19 protein-coding genes are annotated in these 23,170 nt (G+C 71.6%); 9 read left to right on the plus strand and 10 right to left on the minus strand.

Annotated elements, in window-relative coordinates; all coding sequences use genetic code 11:
• Positions 1-335: 335 nt before the first annotated feature.
• The 3 genes from NP777_RS10645 to NP777_RS10655 all read left to right on the plus strand — a co-directional run bounded on the left by NP777_RS10645 (position 336) and on the right by NP777_RS10655 (position 2,557).
• Positions 336-1,220, plus strand: coding sequence for a helix-turn-helix domain-containing protein (locus NP777_RS10645; protein WP_256649873.1), 885 nt, complete (start codon positions 336-338; stop codon positions 1,218-1,220).
• 15 nt (positions 1,221-1,235) lie between these two features.
• Positions 1,236-1,439, plus strand: coding sequence for a DUF397 domain-containing protein (locus NP777_RS10650; protein ID WP_137977648.1), 204 nt, complete (start codon positions 1,236-1,238; stop codon positions 1,437-1,439).
• 572 nt (positions 1,440-2,011) lie between these two features.
• Positions 2,012-2,557 (plus strand): DinB family protein, encoded by a 546-nt coding sequence (locus NP777_RS10655; RefSeq protein ID WP_256649874.1) that lies wholly within the window; start codon positions 2,012-2,014, stop codon positions 2,555-2,557.
• Between the two features lie 22 nt (positions 2,558-2,579).
• Here NP777_RS10655 and NP777_RS10660 read toward each other — a convergent pair whose 3' ends face one another.
• The 8 genes from NP777_RS10660 to NP777_RS10695 form a co-directional block, all read right to left on the minus strand.
• Complete coding sequence (locus tag NP777_RS10660; RefSeq protein WP_256649875.1) at positions 2,580-3,284, minus strand: MBL fold metallo-hydrolase; 705 nt, start codon at positions 3,282-3,284, stop codon at positions 2,580-2,582.
• Positions 3,285-3,351: 67 nt separating this feature from the next.
• Entirely contained in the window at positions 3,352-4,278 is a 927-nt protein-coding gene (locus NP777_RS10665; protein ID WP_256649876.1) for an aminoglycoside phosphotransferase family protein, read from the minus strand.
• The gene (locus NP777_RS10670) at positions 4,278-4,955 is read right to left on the minus strand and encodes a helix-turn-helix transcriptional regulator (RefSeq protein ID WP_256649877.1); all 678 of its coding nucleotides are present in this window, start codon (positions 4,953-4,955) and stop codon (positions 4,278-4,280) included. Before NP777_RS10670 ends, NP777_RS10665 begins: the two co-directional genes overlap by 1 nt.
• Positions 4,952-6,061, minus strand: coding sequence for a threonine synthase (locus NP777_RS10675; RefSeq protein ID WP_256650190.1), 1,110 nt, complete (start codon positions 6,059-6,061; stop codon positions 4,952-4,954). The genes NP777_RS10670 and NP777_RS10675 overlap by 4 nt, the downstream gene beginning before the upstream one ends.
• A 118-nt stretch (positions 6,062-6,179) precedes the next feature.
• The gene (locus NP777_RS10680; protein WP_256649878.1) at positions 6,180-7,082 is read right to left on the minus strand and encodes an HAD family hydrolase; all 903 of its coding nucleotides are present in this window, start codon (positions 7,080-7,082) and stop codon (positions 6,180-6,182) included.
• Positions 7,083-7,223: 141 nt separating this feature from the next.
• A complete protein-coding gene (locus NP777_RS10685) occupies positions 7,224-8,072 on the minus strand; it encodes a phosphatase PAP2 family protein (protein WP_256649879.1) in 849 nt (282 codons plus the stop codon).
• 492 nt (positions 8,073-8,564) lie between these two features.
• Positions 8,565-9,617 (minus strand): LacI family DNA-binding transcriptional regulator, encoded by a 1,053-nt coding sequence (locus NP777_RS10690; protein WP_256649880.1) that lies wholly within the window; start codon positions 9,615-9,617, stop codon positions 8,565-8,567.
• A 25-nt stretch (positions 9,618-9,642) separates the two neighbouring features.
• Positions 9,643-11,313, minus strand: coding sequence for a glycoside hydrolase family 13 protein (locus NP777_RS10695; protein ID WP_256649882.1), 1,671 nt, complete (start codon positions 11,311-11,313; stop codon positions 9,643-9,645).
• Between the two features lie 263 nt (positions 11,314-11,576).
• Between NP777_RS10695 and NP777_RS10700 the strand changes: the two genes are divergently transcribed.
• The 3 genes from NP777_RS10700 to NP777_RS10710 are packed head-to-tail and all read left to right on the plus strand — an operon-like array spanning position 11,577 to position 14,721.
• Positions 11,577-12,854 carry an extracellular solute-binding protein gene (locus tag NP777_RS10700; RefSeq protein WP_256649883.1) on the plus strand — a complete coding sequence of 426 codons (1,278 nt, stop codon included), beginning with the start codon at positions 11,577-11,579 and terminating at the stop codon, positions 12,852-12,854.
• Positions 12,855-12,865: 11 nt separating this feature from the next.
• Positions 12,866-13,888, plus strand: a complete 1,023-nt coding sequence (locus tag NP777_RS10705; protein WP_256649884.1) for a carbohydrate ABC transporter permease — start codon at positions 12,866-12,868, stop codon at positions 13,886-13,888.
• A 2-nt stretch (positions 13,889-13,890) separates the two neighbouring features.
• Entirely contained in the window at positions 13,891-14,721 is an 831-nt protein-coding gene (locus tag NP777_RS10710; protein WP_256649885.1) for a sugar ABC transporter permease, read from the plus strand.
• On the opposite strand, the gene NP777_RS10715 is transcribed toward NP777_RS10710, so the two are convergent.
• On the minus strand, positions 14,696-15,022 hold the full coding sequence (locus tag NP777_RS10715; RefSeq protein ID WP_256650214.1) for a hypothetical protein: 327 nt from the start codon (positions 15,020-15,022) through the stop codon (positions 14,696-14,698). The genes NP777_RS10710 and NP777_RS10715 overlap by 26 nt on opposite strands.
• On the opposite strand from NP777_RS10715, the gene NP777_RS10720 reads away from it, so the two are divergent.
• From NP777_RS10720 to pulA, 3 genes are all read left to right on the plus strand, one after another.
• Entirely contained in the window at positions 14,967-15,959 is a 993-nt protein-coding gene (locus tag NP777_RS10720; protein WP_391858488.1) for a LacI family DNA-binding transcriptional regulator, read from the plus strand. The two genes, NP777_RS10715 and NP777_RS10720, sit on opposite strands and share 56 nt — an antisense overlap.
• A gap of 541 nt (positions 15,960-16,500) precedes the next feature.
• On the plus strand, positions 16,501-17,889 hold the full coding sequence (locus NP777_RS10725; protein WP_256649887.1) for an alpha-amylase: 1,389 nt from the start codon (positions 16,501-16,503) through the stop codon (positions 17,887-17,889).
• 271 nt (positions 17,890-18,160) lie between these two features.
• Positions 18,161-20,818 carry a pullulanase-type alpha-1,6-glucosidase gene (gene pulA, locus NP777_RS10730; protein WP_256649888.1) on the plus strand — a complete coding sequence of 886 codons (2,658 nt, stop codon included), beginning with the start codon at positions 18,161-18,163 and terminating at the stop codon, positions 20,816-20,818.
• Positions 20,819-20,939: 121 nt separating this feature from the next.
• Here pulA and NP777_RS10735 read toward each other — a convergent pair whose 3' ends face one another.
• Entirely contained in the window at positions 20,940-22,880 is a 1,941-nt protein-coding gene (locus tag NP777_RS10735) for a hypothetical protein (RefSeq protein WP_256649889.1), read from the minus strand.
• Between the last annotated feature and the right edge of the window lie 290 nt (positions 22,881-23,170).

Consider the following 23,170-nt stretch of genomic DNA (forward strand, 5'->3'; position numbering starts at 1 on the left):
GACGGCCTCGGAGGTCAGCAGCAGAGCGGTATCCGTTAAGTCGGTGCGCTTCGCGGTGTGCAGGGCGGTGCGGACGGCTTCCCGGGCGGTACGGACCCAACCGGGGTCGGGCGGGAAGACGAGGGAGAAGTCGGCGCGGGGGAACTGGGCGCTCATGGTGATGTTGCCTCCTTCGGCCAACGGCCGTTCGGCGGACGCCGGTTGGGCGATGTGCCTTCGACGGTAGAGATGTCGGTTTAGCTAGCGCAACCTAATGTCGGAAATTCCCCCTCCCGAGTGGACCGCTCGCCGCAAAAGCGGGCAGACTGCGCCTGATCCATGAAGGGAGTCACGCGATGGGGCTTCGGGCCAACCCGACCCAACGGCAACGACGGCTGGGTGAGGAGCTACGGAAGCTGCGCGAGGCGAGTGGCTTGTCCGCAACGGAGGCGGGAGCCCACGCGGGGCTCGGGCGAGCGCACATGAGTCACATCGAGACGGGTCGCACGGCCATCCCGGAGGAGAAACTACGGGCTCTCGCGGCGGCGTACGGTTGCACAAGCCATCCCTTGGTCGAAGGGTTGTGTGAGCTGAGCCGGGCCACAGGTCGGGGGTGGTGGTCGCCCTACAAAGTCAGCCACAACGCCCGAGCCCTCGATCTCGCGGAACTGGAGGCGAGTGCCGTGGCGCACCGCTCGTTCCAGTGGATGTACGTGCCAGGTCTGCTCCAGACGGCGGAGTACATGCGCTGCCTGTTCGAGAGCGGGCAGCCGGACAGCCCGCAAGTGGTCGATGCGGGAGTTGAGTTCCGGCAGCGGCGACAGCACGTGCTGGCCGACGGATCGCAGCTCTTCCATGCGGTCATCCATGAAGCCGCCCTCCTGATGAAGTTCGTGCCCGGCGACGTCATGCGCCGCCAGATCGAGCACCTCGTCGCCATGGCCGAGTTGCCTCATGTGCGCATCCAGCTGCTGCCGTTCAAGTCGGACGTCAACTCGACGACGCCGGGAGCACCTTTCAGCCTCTTGGATAGTCGGGTCCCCGAACTGAGCACGGTCTATGTCGAGCATCCGGTCTCATCGGTGTTCCTGGGGGACCGTGAGCATCTGACCCAGTACAACTCGGCCTTCGAGCACCTCAGCGCGGTGGCTCTCCCGCCCATTGCCCTCCGGGGCGAACGCAAGTGCTATACCGAGAGGGATTCACTCCAGCTCATCCAGCACTTGCTGTACACCTTGTGAAGGGGAGCCCTGGACATGTCCTGTTGGCGCAAGTCGAGTTTCAGCAGTGGTCAAGTCAGCGCAGAGTGTGTCGAGGTCTCGGCACCGTCTGCCGACCTCATACTCATCCGTGAAAGCGATGCCCCGGCGGCCGTGATCGCCACGGAGCCAGCCCCGTGGGCTGCCTTTATCCGTGGGCTCAAGCGGGGCGATTTCGACCATCTGTCGGGGAGCGTGTGACCGTCGTGGCCGCGTTCCTGTGCTGGGGCCGCTTGCGCGGTGCGGGTTTCGTCTCGCGCCTTCGGCGCCATTGAGCATGGGGGGCGGGGGATGGGGGCGCGGGCCTCGCCGCCGGGTGACGGGCCGGTGGTGGTGGGCCCGGTGGCGGCTCCTGTGCTCCTGGGCTGGGACCCGGCCGGACTGACGGCCTCTCCGGGTACCCCTCTCAAAAACGCTTGATCTGAAGCAACTAATTCATCAAAGGTTTTCCAGGGGGGTACCCCACCCCCGGCGGTCCGGCATCGGCACAGGCCCCTGAGTACGGGAGCCGCCACCGGCCCCGCCACCCACGGCCCGCCGCTCGGCGACGAAAGCGCGAGCCCGGCACCCCCGGCCCCATGCTCAAAGGCGCCGAAGGCGCGAGGCCGTCAGTCGCCCGACGGCTCCCAGTCCGCACAGCCCTGGGGGAAAAGCCCACGCGCTGGTGTTCGTCATGTCTCCGATTCTCCCGGAATTGAGGACAGAAGTTGTCCGCAGTGACTCCTACTGTCGTTCTTGACCGAGGAACACGGGACCAACCGAAGGCGGAGATCATGACCGAGACCCCGAGCCTGAGCGAGTCGGCGACCCTCACCGGCGAGCGCGCCGACCTGCTGCGGACGCTGAACAAGCACCGGCACTTCCTGCGCTTCACCACCCGCGATCTCACCGACGAGCAGGCCGGGCTGCGCACCACCGTCAGCGCACTGTGCCTGGGCGGCCTGGTGCAGCACGTCGCCGCGGTGGAGCGGGGCTGGGTGGACTTCATCCTGGAGGGCCCGTCGGCCATGCCCGACTTCACCGCCATGACTGAGGCCGACTTCGCCAAGCGGGCTGACGAGTTCCGGCTGCTGCCCGGCGAGACGCTGGCCGGCGTACTGGCCGAGTACGCGGCGGTGGCCCACCGGACCGACGAGCTGATCGCCGCCCTGCCCGACCTGGACGCGACCCAGCCGCTGCCGGAGGCGCCGTGGTTCGAGTCCGGCGCACGCTGGTCGGCCCGTCAGGTGCTGCTGCACATCATCGCCGAGACCGCGCAGCACGCCGGGCACGCCGACATCATTCGCGAGTCCCTGGACGGCGCCAAGACCATGGGGTGAACGGGAAGTTGGGACGAGACCGTCAGCCGTCCGACGGCTCCCAGACCGCGCAGTCGTGGGCGAAGAGGACGCGGCGGGGGTCGAAGTCGGCAAGGCGGTCCAGCCAGGGCCGGTACGGCGGAAGGGGCTGCGTCACGCCATCGAGGGCCGCCCTGCGGGCCAAGTGGTCGGAGGCGAACTCGGAGCCGAAGTCATGCGCCTGACCAGCGAGGATCACCGTGCCATCGGGCTGGCGGACGACCAGTGACTGATGGCCGTCGGTGTGGCCGGGGGTCGGGATGATGTGGACGCCCGGCCAGATCTCGGCCTCCCCGGCGAGTTCCTCGTACGTGGCGCCGGGGAAGTCCAGCAGCTCGTCGAACGTATAGCCGCCTCCGCGCGCGGTGGCCAGCTCCACGTCCTGGACCAGGATCGGCCTGCCGTGCAGCAGCGGGTTGCCGCCGCAGTGGTCGAAGTGGAGGTGGCAGTTCACGACGAGTGAGACGTCCGCGAGGCCGACCCCGGCCGCCGCCAGCGCCTTCGACAGGGCGCGGCGGCGGGGGCGGTAGTGCGCCTCGGTCTCGGGGTCGGCGGCGCCGATGCCGGTGTCGAAGAGGATCAGCCCACGGTCGTGTCGGACCAGATAAGCGAGTACGGGTTCGACCCGTGGCTCCGGTCCGCCGGTTTCGGGGGCGGGGCGGACGAAGTAGCCGAGGTCGAGGCGGCGCACGGAGATGTCGTTGGCCATCCCGTCATGGTCGCCCGGTGCAAGGCCCGCCCGCACGGGGGTTTGCCGAGGGCAGAGCGGCAAGCGGCTAACGGTGGGTCAGCAGGGCCGTGGCGATGGTGACCTGTGCCGGTTCCAGGGTGGTCTTGCCGTCTTCGATGTCCCAGAGGGCGTTCTGCAGGACGCGGCCCAGGGTCCAGCCGGTGGCCCGCCGCCGGTCCAGGTCGAGGGCCTCGGTCAGCAGGTCGAAGCGGCGGAGCACCGCGCGGGTGGGGTCACCGGTGGCCAGGATCTCGTCCCAGCGGTTGTCCAGCGCCGGGAGGAGTTCGAAGCCGGGGTCGCCGGTGAGCGGTTCGGGGTCGATGGCCAGCCAGGGCTCGCGTTGGCCGGCCAGGATGTTGTCGTAGTGGAGGTCCCAGTGCAGCAGCCGGTCTCCGGGTGCGTCGAGGAGTTCGGCCACGGCGGAGGCGCAGACGCGGACCAGCCGCTGTTCGGCCGGGTCGCGCAGGGCCGGTACGGCGTCGGGCGTCTGCTCGAGCATGGCGACGGCGATGTCGGACAGGCGGCGCAGGCCGCCGGGGGCGGGCATCGAGGTCAGCCGGGCCAGGAGGTCGGCCAGGACGCGCATCGCGGCGGTGTCGTCGGGCAGCGAGGAGAGCGGACGGGAGGCGTCCAGGCGCTCCAGCAGCATGGTGCCGGTGTCCGGATCGTGGTCGAGCAGGAGCACCACGCCGTCGCCGTTCCAGGTCCGCAGGCCCAGTGGGGCGCCCTCGGTCTCCTCCCTGACCTGCTGGAGCTTCAGGACCGAGGGAGATCCGTCCGCGCCGGTCACCGGGAGCACGAGCGAGGCCATGCCATGGGCGGCGGGACCGGCCGGGCGCAGATCCCAGCGGTCGAGGAAGTCCGCGGCCAGCCGGGGCAGCGCGGCGAGCCAGGCGCGTCCGGCGGCGTCGTGCTCGCCGAACGACGCGGCGAAGGCTTCGGGGACGTCGATGCGGTGGGCCGGTGGGGTCATCAGGGGTGGTCTCCGGCGTCAGGCGAACGCAGATAGTTGTAGACCGTGGCGCGGGAGACCCCCAGCAGTTCGGTGACCACCTGGACCGAGTGCTTCACCTGGAGGTAGCCGCTGGTCTTGAGGGTGCGGACGAGTTCCTTCTTGGCGGGGGTGCCCAGGCTGCGCGGGGTCTGGCCGCGGGCGGCGGCGAATTCCTCGATGACGGTGCGCAGCTCCGCGGCGGTGCGGGCGCGGAGGGTTTCGGTGAGCGGCTGCTCCTGCTCATCGGTCCGGACGAGGTTGGTGAGGCTGCGGGCCACGCTCGCGAAGAGGGAGACGTCCAGGTTGAGGCAGATGGCGGCGACGTACTGGCCCGCGCTGTTCTTGATGCCGATCGAGGTGCTCTTCGCGGGGCGGCCGTCCGGGAAGCGGTTGGCGTAGTTCTGGACGATGTCGGGGAAGCCGGGGTCCCGCATCCGGGCCAGGCCCAGCTCGGTGGCGGGCTGGCCCACCTCGCGGCCGGAGAGATTGCTCTCGATGGCGCGGATGGACTGGTCGGGGTTGCGCAGATCGTGGAGGACCACCTCGCACAGCCCGGGGAACATCCGGCCGAGGGCGACGACGATCTTCTCGGCCTCGCGGAGCAGCAGCTCGTCCTCGGGGGTTCCGGTCGTCTCCTGACGCCTCTCCCCGGTCATCCGAACAGCTCCGTCATCGTCGGCGTCGCCTTCAGGCCGGAGCCGGTCAGCAGCACCACGGTGGTCTCACCGGGGCGGATCGCGCCCCGGGCGCGGAAGACCTCGATCGCCGCGGCCGCGGTCGCGCTGGTCGGCTCCGCGTACAGCCCCATCGCGGCCAGCCGGCGGACCGCCGAGGCGATCGCGTCCTCCGGGATGGCCGCCATGTCGCCGTCGGAGCGGCGGATGGCGCGCAGCACCTCGGGGAAGCGGACGGGCTCGCGGATGGCCGTGCCCTCGGCGATGGTCGGGGCGTGGTCGAACGGCACCGGGGTCTCGGCCCCCGCGCGGAACGCGGCGTGGAGCGGGGCGCAGTGGGCGGGCTGGGCCACCAGCAGCCGGGGGCGGCGGGCGATCTGGCCCGCGGCCAGCAGCTCGGAGAAGCCGAGGTCACAGCCGAGTACGGTGCTGCCCGCGCCCGCCACGGTCACCACGGCGTCCGGTGCGGTGAAGCCCAGGTCCTCCCACAGCTCGTACGCCAGGGTCTTGGTGCCCTGGAGGAAGAAGGGGTGCCAGTTGTGGCTGGCGTAGTACGTATGGGCCGACTGGCGCAGCGCCTCGGCCGCGGTGGCGTCGCGGTCGCCCGGCACCAGCTGGACCTCGGCGCCGTAGGCCCGGCTCTGGAGGACCTTCGCGGGGGAGGTGGTGGCGGGGGTGAGGATCCGGGCCCGGATGCCGGCGGCGGCGCAGTACGCGGAGACGGAGGCCCCGCCGTTGCCGGAGCTGTCCTCGATGACCTCCGGTACGCCCCGCTGGGCGAGCAGCGAGATCATCACGCTGGTGCCGCGGTCCTTGAAGCTGCCGGTGGGGCTGAACCACTCCAGCTTGAAGCGAATCCGATCCTCCCCCCAGCTCTTCTCGACCAGCGGGGTGCACCCTTCTCCCAGTGACACCGGGGCGTCGATGCGCACCGGGAGGGCCGCTCGGTAGCGCCACAGTGACCGGGCCCCGGTGTCCACCTGCTCACGGGTGATGCCGGGCAGTGCGGAGACGGTGAGGGGAGCCCCGTCATCGCCGCACCAGCGGGGGTCGTCGATCGGGTACGTGGCGCCGGAGCGCTCGTCCACGTAGTGGGGTTCGGATCCTGGTTCAGCTCGCACCTTAGATATTTTGTTTAGTTGTGTATATCTAGTCAAGGGAGTGATGGGCTGCTCGAGCCCATCGCGAGTGCGGTGCGAGAGCCGCTCAAGGGTGGGCGAACAGCCGTTCCAGCACCACCGCGACCCCGTCGTCCTCGTTGGTCGGCGCCACCTCGTCGGCTATCGCCTTCAGATCCGGGTGGGCGTTGCCCATCGCGACCCCGTATCCGGCCCAGCCCAGCAGCGGGATGTCATTGGGCATGTCGCCGAACGCGATCGTCTCGGCCGGGGTGAACCCCATGCGGTCGGCGGCCAGTTGGAGCCCCACCGACTTGTCCGTCCCGGCCGGGAGCACCTCGATCATGCCCTTCTCGGAGTGGGTCACCGCCACCTCGCCCCCGCCCACCCGCGCCGCAGCCGCCGCGACCAGTCCGTCCGCCACCGTCCGGTGGCACATCAGCACCTTCTCGATCGGCGCCGCCCACAACTCCTCCCGCTCGGCCAGCCCCCACTCCGGGTGCCTCCGGTCGGTGAAGCCGGCGGTGACGACGAAGCGGTTCTCGGGCGCCGCGGTCACCACGGCGAGCTCCAGCGGACCCGCGCCCAGCGCCTCCTCGGTGCGCTCCACCACCGACCGGGCCAGCTCCCGGTCCAGCGACGCCGAGACCAGCAGCCGGTCCGCGGAGGCGTCGTACAACTGCGCGCCCTGCCCGCACACCGCGAGCCCCCGGTAGCCGATCGCCGCCAGGTACTCCCGGCAGGACGCGGCCGGGCGCCCGGTGACCACCAGATGCCGCGCCCCGGCGGCCCGGATCTGGGCGAGCGCCTCACGGTTGCGCGGTGAGACGGTCAGATCCCCGCGCAGCAGGGTGCCGTCGAGGTCGGTGGCCACCAGCGGGAACCGGGGCCGCCCGGCGGTACGCGGCCGGGGGAGCAGCGCGCCCGGGGATACGGAAGAAGCGGCAGCGGCGGCAGCGGCGGCGGTGTCGGCGGTGTCGGCGGTGTGCACGGTGGAGGGTGGTCCCTTTCGTCACGCTCATCGTGCTCATTCCGCGTCGATCAGCGCGACACATGGAGCCCCTGAACCATGTCGGCATGTGAACTCATGTCGACCTTGCGGAACAGAGAATGGCGGCTCCGCCGGGGACGATCAAGCCGTGCAGATCACGGCCACCTGCTTCGGCAGCCGGTACGGCAGCGAGCCGTACCACGCGCACGAGAGCGCGAAGCCGAAGGAGAGGCAGACGACCCCGCCGACCGCGTCCATCCAGAAGTGATTGGCGGTGGCGACGATCACCAGCAGCGTGGCCGAGGGGTAGAGCAGCCCCAGCGCCTTCACCCACAGCGGACGGGCCAGTGTCGCGATGGTCAGACCGCACCACAGCGACCAGCCGATGTGCATCGAGGGCATCGCCGCGTACTGGTTCGACATATCGGCGAGGTTTCCCGAGGCCATCGAGCCCCAGGTGTTGTGCACCACCACGGTGTCGATGAAATGGCCGCCGCTCATCAGCCGGGGCGGGGCCAGCGGGAAGAAGTAGTAGCCGAGCAGGGCCACGCCCGTGGTCGCGAAGAGCGCCAGCCGGGTGGCGGCGTAACGGCCCGGATGCCAGTGGTAGAGCCACACCAGCACGCTGAGCGTCACGATGAAGTGGAGCGTCGCGTAGTAGTAGTTCATGCCCACGATCAGCCAGCTGACCGAGTCGATCGCATGGTTGACGCCCCGTTCGAAGGCCAATCCGAACCGGTGCTCCCACTCCCAGATCCAGGTCGCGTTGCGCAGCGCCTCCGGGCGCTGCTCCGGGACGGCGTTGCGGATCAGCGAATACGTCCAGTAACTGACGGCGATGAGGACGATCTCGAACCAGAGCCGGGGCCTTCTGGGGGTACGCAGCCGGTTCATCAGGGTGGTGCCCGGCGCCCGCTCCGCGTCGGTGTCCGCGATGGGTGCCGGGGTGGCTGTTCGGCCTGCCGTGGTCCTGATCGTCGCTCCACCCATAGGGCAACAGTCTGCCAGACGACGTCCACCCGCAGATCATCCACGGCATCGGGTCTTCGTTGCTTATGTCCTGGTCCGGGGGGTCCTCCAAGGGGCGTATGCCCCTATACGTCCACTGGGTGCCGGGCCGCTGGACGGGGCCCCGGACGGGGGGCTTTCCCCTACCCGCCCCTTCCCGAAACTGGGGCTCCGCCCCAAGACCCCGCTCCTCAAGCGCCGGAGGGGCTGGTAGGTGGGGCTTTGCCCCAGGTCCGGGTCCTCAAGTGCCGGAGGGGCTGGAAGGTGGGGCTTTGCCCCAGGTCCGGGTCCTCAAGTGCCGGAGGGGCTGGTAGGTGGGGCTTTGCCCCAGGTCCGGGTCCTCAAGTGCCGGAGGGGCTGGAAGGTGGGGCTTCGCCCCTGGACCCCGGAGGTCTGGGGCGGAGCCCAGTTTCGGGAAGGGGCGGGTAGGGGATCAGCCCGCCGCAGGCGCCACGATCCCCCGGCGGCCACCGCCTAGGCCGCGCCCCCGGCCGCCCGGCCCCGTGACTCCATACCGTGGGCCGACGCCGTGGAGCCGCGCACCACCAGTTCGGGCAGGAAGACGAACTCGCTGGGCGGGGCCGGGGTGCCGCCGATCTCCTCCAGCAGCGCCCGCACCGCCGCCTGCCCCATCGACTGCACCGGTTTACGGATCGTGGTCAGCGGCGGATCGGTGAAGGCGATCAGCGGGGAGTCGTCGAAGCCGACCACCGAGATGTCCTGGGGGACCGCAAGGCCCTTCTGCCGGGCCGCCCGGATGGCACCGAGCGCCATCATGTCGCTCGCGCACACCACCGCCGTACTGCCCAGGTCGATCAGCGCGGTCGCCGCCGCCTGGCCACCCTCCAGGGTGTACAGCGAATGCTGGATCAGCTCCTCGGACTCGGCCGGGGAGAGCCCCAGCCGGTCCCGCATCGCCTGCTGAAAGCCTTCGATCTTGCGCAGTACGGGTACGAATCGCTTCGGCCCGAGCGCGAGACCGATCCGGGTGTGCCCGAGCGAGACCAGATGGGTGACCGCCAGCCCCATCGCCGCCCGGTCGTCCGGGGAGATGAACGGCGCCCGCACCTTCGGCGAGAAGCCGTCCACCAGCACGAACGGCACACCCTGGCCGCGTAGCTGGTCATAGCGCTGCATATCGGCCGAGGTGTCCGCGTGCAGCCCGGAGACGAAGATGATCCCGGCCACCCCCCGGTCCACCAGCATCTCGGTCAGCTCGTCCTCCGTCGAACCGCCGGGGGTCTGGGTGGCCAGCACCGGGGTGTAGCCCTGCCGGGTGAGCGCCTGCCCGATGACCTGGGCGAGCGCGGGGAAGATCGGGTTCTCCAGCTCGGGCGTGATCAGTCCCACCAGCCCGGCGCTGCGCTGCCGCAGCCGCACCGGCCGCTCATAGCCGAGGACGTCCAGAGCGGCGAGGACGGACTCGCGGGTGGCCGCCGCCACCCCCGGCCTGCCATTGAGGACGCGGCTGACGGTGGCTTCGCTGACCCCCGCCTGGGCTGCGATGTCAGCAAGCCGTGCGGTCATGGAGTGGGACTGTACCGGTCGCGTGTCAGATTGCCCACCACGCGCATGAATCAGGCGGAATGCACACGGTTCCGGCCTGGTACGCCAGCGGCGCCGACGACAGCAGCGCACGCCCCGGAACCGGCAGTTCGACCTCCTCGCCGAGCGTGTTGAGCGTGCACACCAGGCCGGGCCGGGACAGCGCGAGCACCCCCGCCGGGGCGTCCAGCCAGCTCATCGGGGTGTCCCCGAGACCCGGCAGCTCACGGCGGAGCGCGAGCGCGTCCCGGTACAGCTCCAGCGTGGAGCCGGGGTCGCCGGTCTGCGCCTCCACGGACAGCCCGGCCCAGTCCCCCGGCTGGGGCAGCCAGCTGCCGCCGGGGCCGAAGCCGTAGGAGTCGCCGGAGCGGGTCCAGGGCAGGGGCACCCGGCAGCCGTCGCGGAAGCCGTCCTGGCCGTCCTGGCCCTCCTGTCCGTCGGCGGAGGTGCGGAAGAAGGCCGGGTCCTGGCGCAGCTCGTCCGGCAGCTCGGTCACCTCGGGCAGGCCCAGCTCCTCGCCCTGGTAGAGATAGGCCGAGCCGGGCAGCGCCAGGATGAGCAGGGCCGCGGCGCGGGCGCGGGCGAGCCCCCGCTCCGGGCCGCCGCCGGCTCCGTCGGCGTAGCGGGTGGTGTGCCGGACCACATCGTGGTTGGAGAGCACCCAGGTGGTGGGGGCGCCCACGGAGCCGGTCGCGGCCAGCGACTCGTCGATCACCTCGCGCATCGCGGCCGCGTCCCACGGGCACTTCAGGAACTGGAAGTTGAACGCCTGGTGCAGCTCGTCGGGGCGTACGTAGAGGGCCAGCCGCTCGGAGGTGGGCGCCCAGGCCTCGGCGACGCCGATCCGGTCACCGGGGTAGGAGTCCAGCAGCCGCCGCCAGGAGCGGTGGATCTCGTGCACCCCGTCCTGGTCGAAGAACGGCAGCACCTGGGAGCCGATCAGCTTGGCCTGTTCGGTGCGGCCGATGTCGGGCAGCCCGGCGGCCTTGACCATGCCGTGGGCGACATCGATACGGAAGCCGTCCACGCCCAGATCCAGCCAGAAGCGCAGCACCGAGTCGAACTCCGCGCGGACCTCGGGGGAGTCCCAGTTGAGGTCGGGCTGCTGCGGGGCGAAGAGGTGCAGATACCACTCGCCGGGGGCGCCGTCCGGATCGGTGGTACGGGTCCAGGCGGGGCCGCCGAAGACCGACTCCCAGTCGTTCGGCGGCAGTTCGCCGTGGGCGCCGCGGCCGGGGCGGAAGTGGTAGCGGGCGCGGGCCGCGCCGCCGGGCCGGTCGGCCAGCGCCTCGCGGAACCACGGGTGCTGGTCCGAGCTGTGGTTCGGGACGACGTCCACGATCACCTTCAGCCCCAGCTCATGGGCGGTGCGCACCAGGTCGTCGGCGTCGCCGAGGGAGCCGAAGAGCGGGTCCACGGCGCGGTAGTCCGCCACGTCGTAGCCGCCGTCGGCCTGCGGGGAGGCATAGAAGGGGGTCAGCCAGACGGCGTCCACACCCAGCCCGGCGAGGTGCGGCAGCCGCTCCCGCGCGCCGCGCAGATCGCCGATCCCGTCGCCGTCGCTGTCGGCGAAGGAGCGTACGTACACCTGGTAGATGACGGCGTCGCGCCACCATCCGGGGCCTTCGGACGGTCGCGCCGGCTCGGTGGCAAGGGAGGTCGTGAGCTCCTGGGTCATGGCGCGAACGTAACAGCTCTGCAATGGCTTGCGGAAGAGCTTGCAGGGTGCGCTGGTGCTCTTCGGGGGCGCTCCGGTCGTGCTGTGGGCGTATGTCAAGCGCCGGGACGGGAGCGGAGCGGCCACCGCGGGGACACGCGGACGTAACGATGCCGGGCGCCTTGCAGAAATTTGCCGCAAGGTCTTTCGGCGGGCTTGCGGCCCTGTTACGTTCCTCCGCAACTTGGGGCCGCGAGGGAGCGGCCGGCTTTGGAGGAGTTCAGATGCGACGTGGCATAGCGGCCACCGCACTCGTCGCGGCCCTGGCGCTCGCGGCGACGGCGTGCGGCGGTGACGACGGCGGCAGCGGCGACAAGAAGTCCGGCGGCCATCTCTCCGGCACCGTGACGTACTGGGACACGTCGAACGACGCGGAGAAGAGCACGTACAAGGAGCTCGCCCTGGGCTTCGAGAAGAACCACCCCGACGTCAAGGTCAACTACGTCAATGTGCCCTTCGGCGAGGCGCTGGCCAAGTTCAAGAACGCCGCGGGCTCCGGCGGCTCCGGTGCGCCCGACGTCCTGCGCACCGAGGTGGCCTGGACCCAGGACCTCGCCAACATCGGCTATCTCGCCCCGCTGGACGGCACCCCCGCCCTCGCCGACCAGTCCGACTATCTGCCCAAGGCGCTCGCCGGGGCCGAGTTCAAGGGCAAGACGTACGCCGTACCGCAGGTCATCGACACCCTCGGCCTCTTCTACAACAAGAAGATGCTGAAGGACGCCGGGGTCCAGCCGCCCAAGGACTGGACCGAGCTCAAGGCCGCCGCCAAGAAGATCAAGGAGAAGACCGGCAAGACCGGCCTCTATCTGCGCGGCGACGACGCGTACTGGTACCTGCCCTTCATCTACGGCGAGGGCGGCGACCTCCTCGACACCGGCGCCAAGAAGGTGACCGTCGACGACGAGCCCGGCATCAAGGCGTTCGCGGCCGCCCGCGACCTGGTCACCTCCAAGGCGGCGGAGACCGACGCCACCGACGGCTGGGACAACATGCAGAACGCCATCAAGAACGGCGACGTCGCGATGACGATCAATGGGCCGTGGGCGATCGAGGACACCCTGGCGGGCAAGGCGTTCAAGGACAAGTCCAACCTCGGGGTGGTCCCGGTCCCGGCCGGCAGCAAGGGCCAGGGCGCCCCGCAGGGCGGCCAGAACCTCACCGTCTACGCCGGATCGAAGAACCTGGACGCCTCCTACGCCTTCGCGCAGTACATGAGCTCGGCCGAGGTGCAGGCCAAGACCACCGAGAAGCTCTCCCTGCTGCCCACCCGCACCTCCGTCTACTCCAACAAGACGGTCGCGGCGAACCCCAATGTGAAGTTCTTCAAGGCCGCCGTCGACAAGGCGGTCGAGCGCCCCTGGATCCCCGAGGGCAACAGCCTCTTCCAGGCGATCCTGGTGCAGTTCCCGGGCGTCCTCACCGGCAAGACCTCACCCGAGAAGGCCGCGAAGTCGGTCGGTGACGCGTACCGCAAGCTCCTCAAGGGCGACTGGAAGTAGGGCCGACGACGATGGCTGTCGACACCAGCCCGGCGATGGACCCGGCCGCGGGCGCGAAGGGCGCCCGCGGCCGGGGCGGCCGGGTCCGCAAACCGGGCGCCCCACCGCCGCGCCGGATCCGCGACGCGCTCGCCCGCCACTGGTACGCCTGGGCCATGGTCGCGCCCGTCGTGCTCGTCATCGGGCTGATCATCGGCTATCCGCTGGTCCGCGGCGTCTATCTGTCGCTGACCGACGCCAACGAGGCCAACGTCGAGCGCACCATCGGGATCAACCACATCCCCGCCACCTACAAGAACGTCGGCCTCGACAACTTCCAGGCGATCCTGAAGGACCAGGTCTTCTGGGACCGGCTGGGCTGGACCGTCACCTGGACCGTCAGCTGTGTGGCGCTCACCTTCGCCATCGGCCTGGGCCTGGCCGTACTGCTCAACCGGCGGTTCGCCGGACGCGCGCTCTACCGGTCGCTGCTGATCCTGCCGTGGGCCGTCCCCGCCTTCGTCTCCGTCTTCGCCTGGCGGCTGCTCTACAACGAGAAGAACGGCATCCTCAACAAGGTGCTGCACGGCGGCGGGATCGACGCGGTGCCCTGGCTGAACGACCCCACCATGGCCAAGGTCTCGGTGATCGCCGTGAACATCTGGCTCGGGGTGCCGTTCATGCTGGTCGCGCTGCTCGGCGGGTTGCAGTCCATCCCCGGTGAGCTGTACGAGGCCGCCGAGATGGACGGGGCGAGCCCCTGGCAGCGGTTCCGCCACATCACCCTGCCCGGACTGCGCTCGGTCAGCTCCACCGTGATCCTGCTGTCGACCATCTGGACGTTCAACATGTTCCCGGTGATCTTCCTGCTGACCCGCGGCGGGCCCGGCGACTCCACCGAGATCCTGGTGACGTACGCCTACCGGCTCTCCTTCGTCAACAGCCCGCGCGACTTCGCCGGCGCCTCGGCCTGGGGTGTGCTGATCCTGCTCATCCTCATGCTCTTCGCGGTGATCTACCGCCGTTCGCTCCGCAAACAGGGAGAGGTGTGGTAGCCATGCGCGACCAACGACGCGGCCCGCTCGCCTCCGTCGGGCTGCACACGACCCTGATCCTTGCTTCGGCCATCGCGGTCTTCCCGCCGCTGTGGCTGGTGGTGACCTCGTTCAAGCCCAAGAGCGAGGCGTTCAGCACCGATGTGGTGAAGGACTCGACGCTGCGGAACTACCAACACGTCCTCGGTGACACCGAGTTCCTGACCTGGTTCGGCAACTCGCTGTTCATCGTGGTCATCACCACGCTCCTGGGCGTCTTCGTGGCGGCCACCACCGGCTACGCCGTCAGCCGCTTCCGGTTCCCCGGGATGCGCCCGCTGATGTGGCTGCTGCTGATCACCCAGATGTTCCCGGTGGCCATCCTCATCGTGCCGCTGTACAACATCATGTCGACGCTGGGCTGGCTCAACCAGCCGATCTCGCTCATCGTCACCTACCTCACGGTGGCCGTGCCGTTCTGCGCCTGGATGATGAAGGGCTTCTTCGACACCATCCCGGTGGAGATCGACGAATCGGGCCGGGTCGACGGGCTCAACCCCTTCGGGACCTTCTGGCGGCTGGTCGTCCCGCTGGCCAAACCGGGGCTCGCGGTGACCGCGTTCTACACCTTCATCACCGCGTGGGCCGAGGTGGCCTACGCCTCCGCCTTCATGACGGGGGAGGAGAACCTCACACTCGCGGCGGGTCTCCAGACCTTCGTCAACCAGTACACCTCCGACTGGGGTTCGATGACGGCCGCGGCCGTCATGATCGCCATTCCGGCGGCGCTGGTGTTCTCCTGGGCCCAGCGCCATCTGGTGGCGGGGCTCACGGCCGGGGCGACCAAGTCGTGACGAGTCCGTTGGCGGCGGGGCCGTCGGCGGCGCGGGCAGGGGAGGCGGGGCCACCGGCGGCGGGGCCGTCCGCGGCCGACATCTCTGCGGCCGGTCCGTCCGCGCCGGGCTCACCTGCGGTTGGCCCGTCCGCGTCGGGCTCACCCGCGTCGGGCCCGACCGCGTCGGGCTCACCCGCGTCGGGCTCACCCGCGTCGGGCCCGTCCGCGTCGGGCTCACCGGGGGCGCCGCCGCGGCTCGCCGATATCGCCGCACAGGCCAAGGTCAGCGAGGCCACCGTCAGCCGGGTGCTCAACGGCAAGGCGGGCGTGGCGGCCACCACCCGGCAGCGGGTGCTCGCCGCCCTCGACGTGCTCGGCTACGAACGGCCGGTGCGGCTGCGGCGGCGCAGCGCCGGGCTGGTCGGCCTGGTCATCCCGGAGCTGACCAACCCGGTCTTCCCCGCCTTCGCGCAGATCATCGAGCAGGTGCTGGCCGGTCATGGCTACACCCCGATCCTGTGCACCCAGATGCCCGGTGGCGCCACTGAGGACGAGTTGGTGGAGCAACTGGAGGAACGCGATGTGGCGGGCATCGTCTTCATGTCCGGGCTGCACGCCGACACCACGGCCGACCCCGCCCGCTATGCCCGGCTGGCCGGGCGCAGGGTGCCGTTCGTGCTGATCAACGGCTACAACGAGCACATCCAGGCCACGTTCGTCTCGCCCGACGACCGGGCGGCGGCGCGGATGGCCATCCGCCACCTGGCCGCGCTCGGCCACCACCGGATCGGCCTCGCGGTGGGGCCGGCCCGCTATGTCCCCGCGCTGCGCAAGGTCGAGGGGTTCCTCGCGGCGAGCGCGGAGCTGCTGGATCGATCGGCGGACGAGGCACGGCAGTTGGTGCGGCATACGCTCTTCAGCGTCGAGGGCGGGCAGGTGGCGGCGGCCACGCTGCTGGACCAGGGCTGTACGGGCATCGTGTGCGGCAGCGATCTGATGGCGCTCGGGGTGATCCGGGAGGCGTCCCGGCGCGGGCTGCGGGTGCCGCACGATGTCTCGGTGGTCGGCTTCGACGACTCCCCGCTGATCGCCTTCACCGATCCCCCGCTGACCACGGTCCGCCAGCCGGTGCAGTCGATGGCGACGGCGGCGGTGGGGGCGCTGCTGGAGGAGATGGCCGGAAACCCGGTCCAGCAAACGGAGTTCGTCTTCCAGCCGGACCTGGTCGTGCGCGGCTCCACGGCGAGGCTCCGCTAGGAGCACCCACCGGACCGCGCCGCCTCCGCGGGGGCTGTTCCCCTCCCCGTCCCTTCCCGCTACCAGGGGCTCCGCCCCTGGACCCCGGGGCGTGCCACCTTGCGAGGCGGTGGTCGAGCGGCTGGCCGGGCGGACGCCCGCGCACATCCGGTTCGCCCGGTCGGGGCCTGGGGCGGAGCCCCCACCACGTGGTGGAGCGGCATACCGATGCCATGGGAAGGGGCGGGGAGGGGGAAGTATCGATGTGCGGCTCCGCCGCGTGGTCCGCACGTCGGGCACCCCGTGGAAACCGATCCGACCGGCCGGGCGCGTGGGGCCCGTTGGACGGGCCCCCGGCCGGCCGGATCGGAGAACGCGGTTGAACGTAACACCGCCGCAATTGCTTGCGAAAGGTCTTGCAACAACAAAAACTCGCGAGTACGGTCCCGTCACGCCCCACCACTGACGCCTTGCAGCAAGAACCTTCAACTGGCCTTACGGGCATGGCGCGTTGCCGTACGAGGCTCAATCGGCACCCCCGAACTCCCCCCACGGAGGAACGATGGCCAGCAGCCGCATCCCCCTCGCCACCGCGCTCGCCCTCGCGGCGAGCGCGGTGACGCTCGTCGCCCTGCCCCAGTCCGCGCGGGCGACACCGCCCGGTACCAAGGACGTCACCGCCGAACTCTTCGAGTGGAAGTACGACTCCGTCGCCAAGGAGTGCACCAGCACCCTCGGCCCCGCCGGATACGGCTATGTCGAGGTGTCCCCGGCCACCGAGCACATCCAGGGCGGCCAGTGGTGGACCTCCTACCAGCCCGTCAGCTACAAGATCGCCGGACGGCTCGGCGACCGCGCCGCGTTCAAGAACATGGTCGACACCTGTCACGCCGCGGGCGTGAAGGTCGTGGCCGACGCCGTCATCAACCACATGTCCGCCGGGTCCGGCACCGGCACCGGTGGCTCCTCGTACACCAAGTACGACTACCCGGGGATCTACCAGCCCCAGGACATGGACGACTGCACCGCGCAGATCAGCAACTACCAGGACCGCTGGAATGTGCAGCACTGCGAGCTGGTGGGCCTCGCCGATCTGGACACCGGTGAGGAGTACGTCCGCAAGCGGCTCGCGCAGTACCTCAACGACCTGCTCTCGCTCGGCGTGGACGGCTTCCGCGTCGATGGCGCCAAGCACATCCCGACGGACGATCTGGCCGCCATCAAGGGCCAGTTGAGCGACCCGGGCGTCTACTGGAAGCAGGAGGTCATCTACGGCGCGGGCGAGGCGGTCTCCCCGACGGAGTATCTGCGCAACGGCGATGTGCAGGAGTTCCGCTACGGCCGGGACCTCAAGCGGGTGTTCCAGAGCGAGAAGCTCGCGTATCTGAAGAACTTCGGCGAGGGCTGGGGGTACATGGCCGGCGGCCAGTCCGGGGTCTTCGTCGACAACTGGGACACCGAGCGCAACGGCTCGACCCTCACCTACAAGAACGGCGCCGACTACACCCTGGCCAACGTCTTCATGCTGGCCTGGCCCTACGGCTCCCCGGACGTCCACTCCGGCTACGAGTTCAGCGACAACGACGCGGGCCCGCCGAACGGCGGCGCGGTGGGCGCCTGCTACCAGGACGGCTGGAAGTGCCAGCACAAGTGGCCCGAGATCGTGAGCATGGTCGCCTTCCGCAACACGGCGCGGGGCGCCTCGGTGACCAACTGGTGGGACAACGGCAACAACGCCATCGCGTTCGGGCGCGGCGACAAGGCGTACGTGGCCATCAACCACGAGAGCGGCTCCCTGACCCGGACCTTCCAGACCTCGCTCCCGGCGGGTGGCTACTGCGACGTCCAGAGCGGGAAGTCCGTCACGGTCGACTCCTCGGGCCAGTTCACCGCCACGCTGGGCGCGAACACGGCGGTGGCCCTGCACACGGGCGCGCGTAGCTGCGGATAGGCCGCCGGCCCACACCGGCGGGCCCGGAGGCAAGGGGCTCCGCCCCTGCCCCGGGCCCGGCACCGCCGCGGCCTCCCTCGTCCCGAGGCTCTCCGCCGCTCGGTGGAGGGCCGGGGGCGGGCGGCCCCCGGCCCCGCCACCGGGCCGGGGACTGGGGCGCGCGGAGCCCGTACTCACACCACACCTCGACGGGGGCGTGGAGCCCATACCCACGCCTCGACGGGCGCGCGGAGCCCACCCCCACACCACACCTCAAGGAGCCACCACGGCCGTGAAACCCGTGAAATCAACCCTGCTTCGCACGGCCGCCGCGCTCGCCACCCTGGCGCTGGGCGCGGCGGCCGTGCCCGCCGTTTCGCAGACCGCTCGGGCCACGGCAGCGACCGCCGCCACCGCCGAGGCGCAGTGGATCGACCGGGCCACCGTCGTCTGGAAGGCCGAGCACACCGCCGCGACCGCCGAGGAGTTGCGCTTCGCGGACGGTGGCACCCTGCGGCTGGCCCCGGCCGCCCTGACCGACGCGCAGAAGGCCGCCTACCCGCAACTGGCCGACCGCCCCGCCTATCGGCTCGACCCGCGCGACCGCGGCAAGGCCGCCACGGCGCTGCGCGGCCCGCTCACCGCCGTCCAGCGCGCGGCCGACGACCGCGACCACGTACTGCACCGCACCGGGGTGCAGATCCCCGGAGTCCTGGACGACCTCTACGCCGACCGGGCCCGCCGGGCCCGCCTCGGCCCGGTCTTCCACGGCGGCCGCCCCACCCTCTCCGTCTGGGCGCCGACCGCCCGGACCGTGTCGCTCGACCTCGACGGGCGCACCGTCGCCATGCGCCGGGACCCCGGCAGCGGGGTGTGGAGCGTGACCGGGAGCCCCGACTGGCGGGACAGGCCCTACCGCTACCGGGTCCGGGTGTGGGCGCCGAGCGTCGGGAAGACCGTCACCAACGAGGTCACCGACCCCTACTCGACCGCCCTGACCGCCGACTCCGCCCGCAGCCTGGTCACCGATCTGGCCGATCCCCGGCTCGCCCCCGCCGGCTGGGCCGCGCTGAAGAAGCCCAGGGCCGTTCCGTTGCGCGACGCCCGGATCCAGGAGCTGCAGATCCGCGACTTCTCCATCGCGGACCGCACCAGCGCCCACCCCGGCCAGTACCTCGCCTTCACCGACCGCGGCTCGGACGGGATGCGGCACCTCACGCGGCTGGCCCGGTCCGGCACCTCGTACGTCCACCTCCTGCCCGCGTTCGACTTCGGCACCGTCCCGGAGCGGCGCTCCGGCCAGGCCCGGCCCGGCTGCGATCTGGCCGCCCTGCCCGCCGACTCCGACCAGCAGCAGAAGTGCGTGGCCGGGACCGCCGACCGGGACGGCTACAACTGGGGCTACGACCCGCTGCACTACACCGTGCCGGAGGGGAGCTACGCGAGCGACCCGGACGGCCCGGCCCGCACCCGCGAGTTCCGGCAGATGGTGCAGGGCCTGGCCCACGCCGGGCTGCGCACCGTCATGGACGTCGTCTACAACCACACCGTGGCCGCCGGGCAGGACGACAAGTCGGTGCTCGACCGGATCGTGCCCGGCTACTACCAGCGGCTGCTGGACGACGGCGGCGTGGCCACCTCCACCTGCTGCGCGGGCACCGCGCCCGAGCACGCGATGATGGGCAAGCTGGTGGTGGACTCGATCGTCACCTGGGCCAGGCAGTACAAGGTCGACGGCTTCCGCTTCGACCTCATGGGCCACCACCCCAAGGCCAACATCCTGGCCGTGCGCAAGGCCCTCGACGCCCTGACCCCCGCCAAGGACGGGGTGGACGGCAAGTCGATCATCCTCTACGGCGAGGGCTGGAACTTCGGCGAGGTGGCCGACGACGCCCGCTTCGTCCAGGCCACCCAGCGCAACATGGCCGGCACCGGCATCGCCACCTTCAGCGACCGCGCGCGGGACGCGGTGCGCGGCGGCGGGCCGTTCGACGAGGACCCCCGCGTCCAGGGCTTCGCCTCCGGGCTCTTCACCGACCCCAACGGCTCACCGGCCAACGGCGGCCGGGACGAGCAGCGGGCCCGGCTGCTGCACGCCCAGGACCTGATCAAGGTCGGGCTCTCCGGCAACCTCGCCGACTACACCTTCACCGACACCGGCGGACGCCGGGTCAAGGGCTCCGAGGTCGACTACAACGGCGCCCCGGCCGGTTACGCCGCCGCCCCCGGCGACGCGCTCGCCTACGCCGACGCCCATGACAACGAGACCCTCTACGACGCGCTCGCCTACAAGCTCCCCGCCACCACCTCGGCCGCCGACCGGGGCCGGGCCCAGGTCCTTGCCCTGGCCACCGCCACCCTCTCCCAGGGCCCGGCGCTCAGCCAGGCGGGCACCGATCTGCTGCGCTCGAAGTCGCTGGACCGCAACTCCTTCGACAGCGGGGACTGGTTCAACGCGATCCACTGGGATTGCGCGTCCGGCAACGGCTTCGGCCGGGGGCTGCCCCCGGCGGCGGACAACGAGTCCAAGTGGCCCTACGCCAAGCCCCTGTTGACCAACCCGGCGGCACGCCCCGACTGCTCCGAGATCACCGGCGCCTCGGCGGCCTACCGGGATCTGGTGCGGATCCGCACCACCGAGAAGGCGTTCAGCCAGACCACGGCGGAGGGGGTGCGGCGGGCGATGTCCTTCCCGCTGTCCGGGACCGGGGAGACGCCCGGCGTGATCACCATGCGGCTCGGCCCGCTCGTCGTGGTCTTCAACGCGGCCCCGTCCCGGCAGTCGCAGACCGTCCCCGCCCTGGCCGGGGCCCCGTACGCCCTCCACCCGATCCAGGCGCACGGCGCCGACGCCACGGTGCGGACGTCCGGCTACGAGCGCGCGACCGGCACCTTCACCGTGCCCGGCCGCACGGTCGCGGTCTTCACGGCGGGGGCCGCCGGGCGCTGAGCAGCGCCCCGAAGGGACGCGGGGCCGCGCCGATGTGCGGCTCCGCCGCGTGGGCGCGACCGGCGACGACGGTGCCGCAGACGATCGACGGCCAGCAGGTGGGGCCACTTCCGGCGGAGCGTCAGCGCAGGGGGCGCAGCCGGTCGCCGTTCGCCAGGCGGGCCCTCAAGTCGGCGCGGGCGCCCGCCTTGGCGGGGAGGGTCAGGCCGCGTCCGTAGGTGCGGCCCCGGACGCCGCCGGTGGCGACGATTCCGGTCACTTGGCGGCTTCCGGCGGCCAGCAGATACCAGTGGCCGGACCGCGCCTTCCACAGCACCCCCGCCAGCACCCGCGGCTCGCGCGGGCCGCAGGCGGGGGAGTTGTCGGCGCCGGCCGCGACCGCGCCCGCCTTGCCCCGGCGGGTGTCCCACGGCTGGAACTGGGCCAGGACCTTGCTGCCCGTGCCCCGCCAGGTGTCGGCGCGGGTGCACAGCCAGGCCGCGTGACCGCCCGCCTCCGGCAGGGCCTGGGCGGCGAACCGCCAGGCGTTGACCGAACGCACCCCGCGCGCCCGCATCAGCGCCAGTCGGCACCCGGTCCTGGCCCAGCTCGTCCGGGCCGCCCGCCCCGCCACATCGCGCACCCCGGCGCCGGGGGTGCCGTAGGTGAGCCGGGCCGGGGCCAGTTCGCCGAGGTCGGCCACGAGCCGCGAGCCGAACTGGAGCGCGGGCCAGCCACGGCAGGGGCGCAGCCGCGGAACGGTGCGCACCGGGTCGGTCACCCCGTCCCCGGTGCGGCGCAGCAGACGCGGCGCCCCGGCCGGGTGCAGCAGATCCCGCACCCAGGCGTGGCGCACCCAAGGGGCGGTCAGATAACGGACGTTGCCGTCCGTGCGGCTGAGGACCAGCGCGGTCGAGGTGCCCGCGTCGGCGGCGTCCAGCCGGGCGAAGTCCAGCGCGACCGCGCGGCCCTCGACCGCCTCCGCGTACCGCGCCACCCGCAGCCCGTCGTACAGCAGCACCACCGTGGCCTGGTCCACCTCGCCCGCGAACAGCAACTGCGGCGGCCCCGACGGCGGCCCGGACTGCGTGCCCATGGTGGCCGACACCCGCACCGAACCGCCCGGCCGCGCCCAGACGGCCAGCGCGCGGCGCAGCAGCGCGGTGTCCCGGACCCGGTCGCCGCGCGCGGGCCAGGAGGAGAAGTCGGCGCGGGACGCGGTGCGCCAGGCGTCGGGCGCGGCGCGGGTCAACCTGTCCGGGTCCAGGGCCCGTTCGGAGGCGGGATTGCGGGCGTACGAGGGCGCGGCGGCGCCGCTCGGCCCCCAGCCCCGCCCCGGCATCCCCAGCAGCGTTCCGCACACCACCAGCGCCACCACGGCCACCAGCACCGCCCGCAGATGCTGACGGCGGCGCATCAGATCGGTGGGCCGCGCCTGGAGCGAACACGGGTCGAACTCGGCGGACTCCAGCAGCGATTCGTCCCGGCTGCCCGCCGGATCCGGCACCGACTCCGCCTCGTCCACCGCGTCCCGCGCGTCGGCGACCCCGGCGGAGCGCAGCAGGGCGCGCGTCTCGTGCTCGTCGAGCTGCTCCAGCTCCAGCAGGACGTACGCGGCGCGGCCGGGTCCTGACAGCTCCGACAGCGCCTTCTCCAGGGCGAGTTCATCGGCACCGCCGGAGCGCGGGAACAGCCGCAGCCCGAACACCTGTGGTAGCGCCGGGGGCCGCTGCCACCAGGGCCGCTGCCGGGCGGCGCGCAGCGCCAGGCGCAGCACCCGCAGCCGCACATAGGCGTAGCCCGTGTCGGCCCCCGGGCTCTTCGTCCCGCGCTGCCAGGGCAGTTCGACATCGGGGTGCGGGTCCGGGCCGGTGCCGTAGCCCCGGTTGCGGGGCAGGGCGCGCTGGGCGAGGGCGTGTGCCGCGAGCACCCGGCGGGTGCGCCCGATGCCCGGCGGCAGGATGAGATACGCGAGCCGCACCAGCCGTGGGTAGTGCTCGACGATGGCGGCCTCGGCCTGCTCGACGTCGATCGGGCCGGTGGTTTCGTCATCGGTGGCGGCTGTCGCCTGGTGCTGGTCCACGGTTCGTGAACGAGTGGCGGGGTGGGTAGGTCACCTACGGGGGTGTCGGGCGGGACTTGGCGCCTGCGGCGGGCTGCTATCCCCTCCCCGCCCCTTCCCGAACCGGGGCTTCGCCCCTGGACCCCGGACGCCCTTCGGGCGTGTCCTCAAGCGCCGGACGGGCTGAAATCAGCCCCTCCGGCGTTTGAGGAGCGGGGTCTGGGGCGGAGCCCCAGTTGAGGGAAGGGGCGGGTAGGGGAACAGCCCGCCGCAGGCGTACGCGTACCGCCGGACACTCCCTGCGCCCCGAC

Origin of the sequence: Streptomyces rugosispiralis, assembly GCF_024505145.1 — a bacterium.
GTDB lineage: Bacteria > Actinomycetota > Actinomycetes > Streptomycetales > Streptomycetaceae > Streptomyces > Streptomyces rugosispiralis.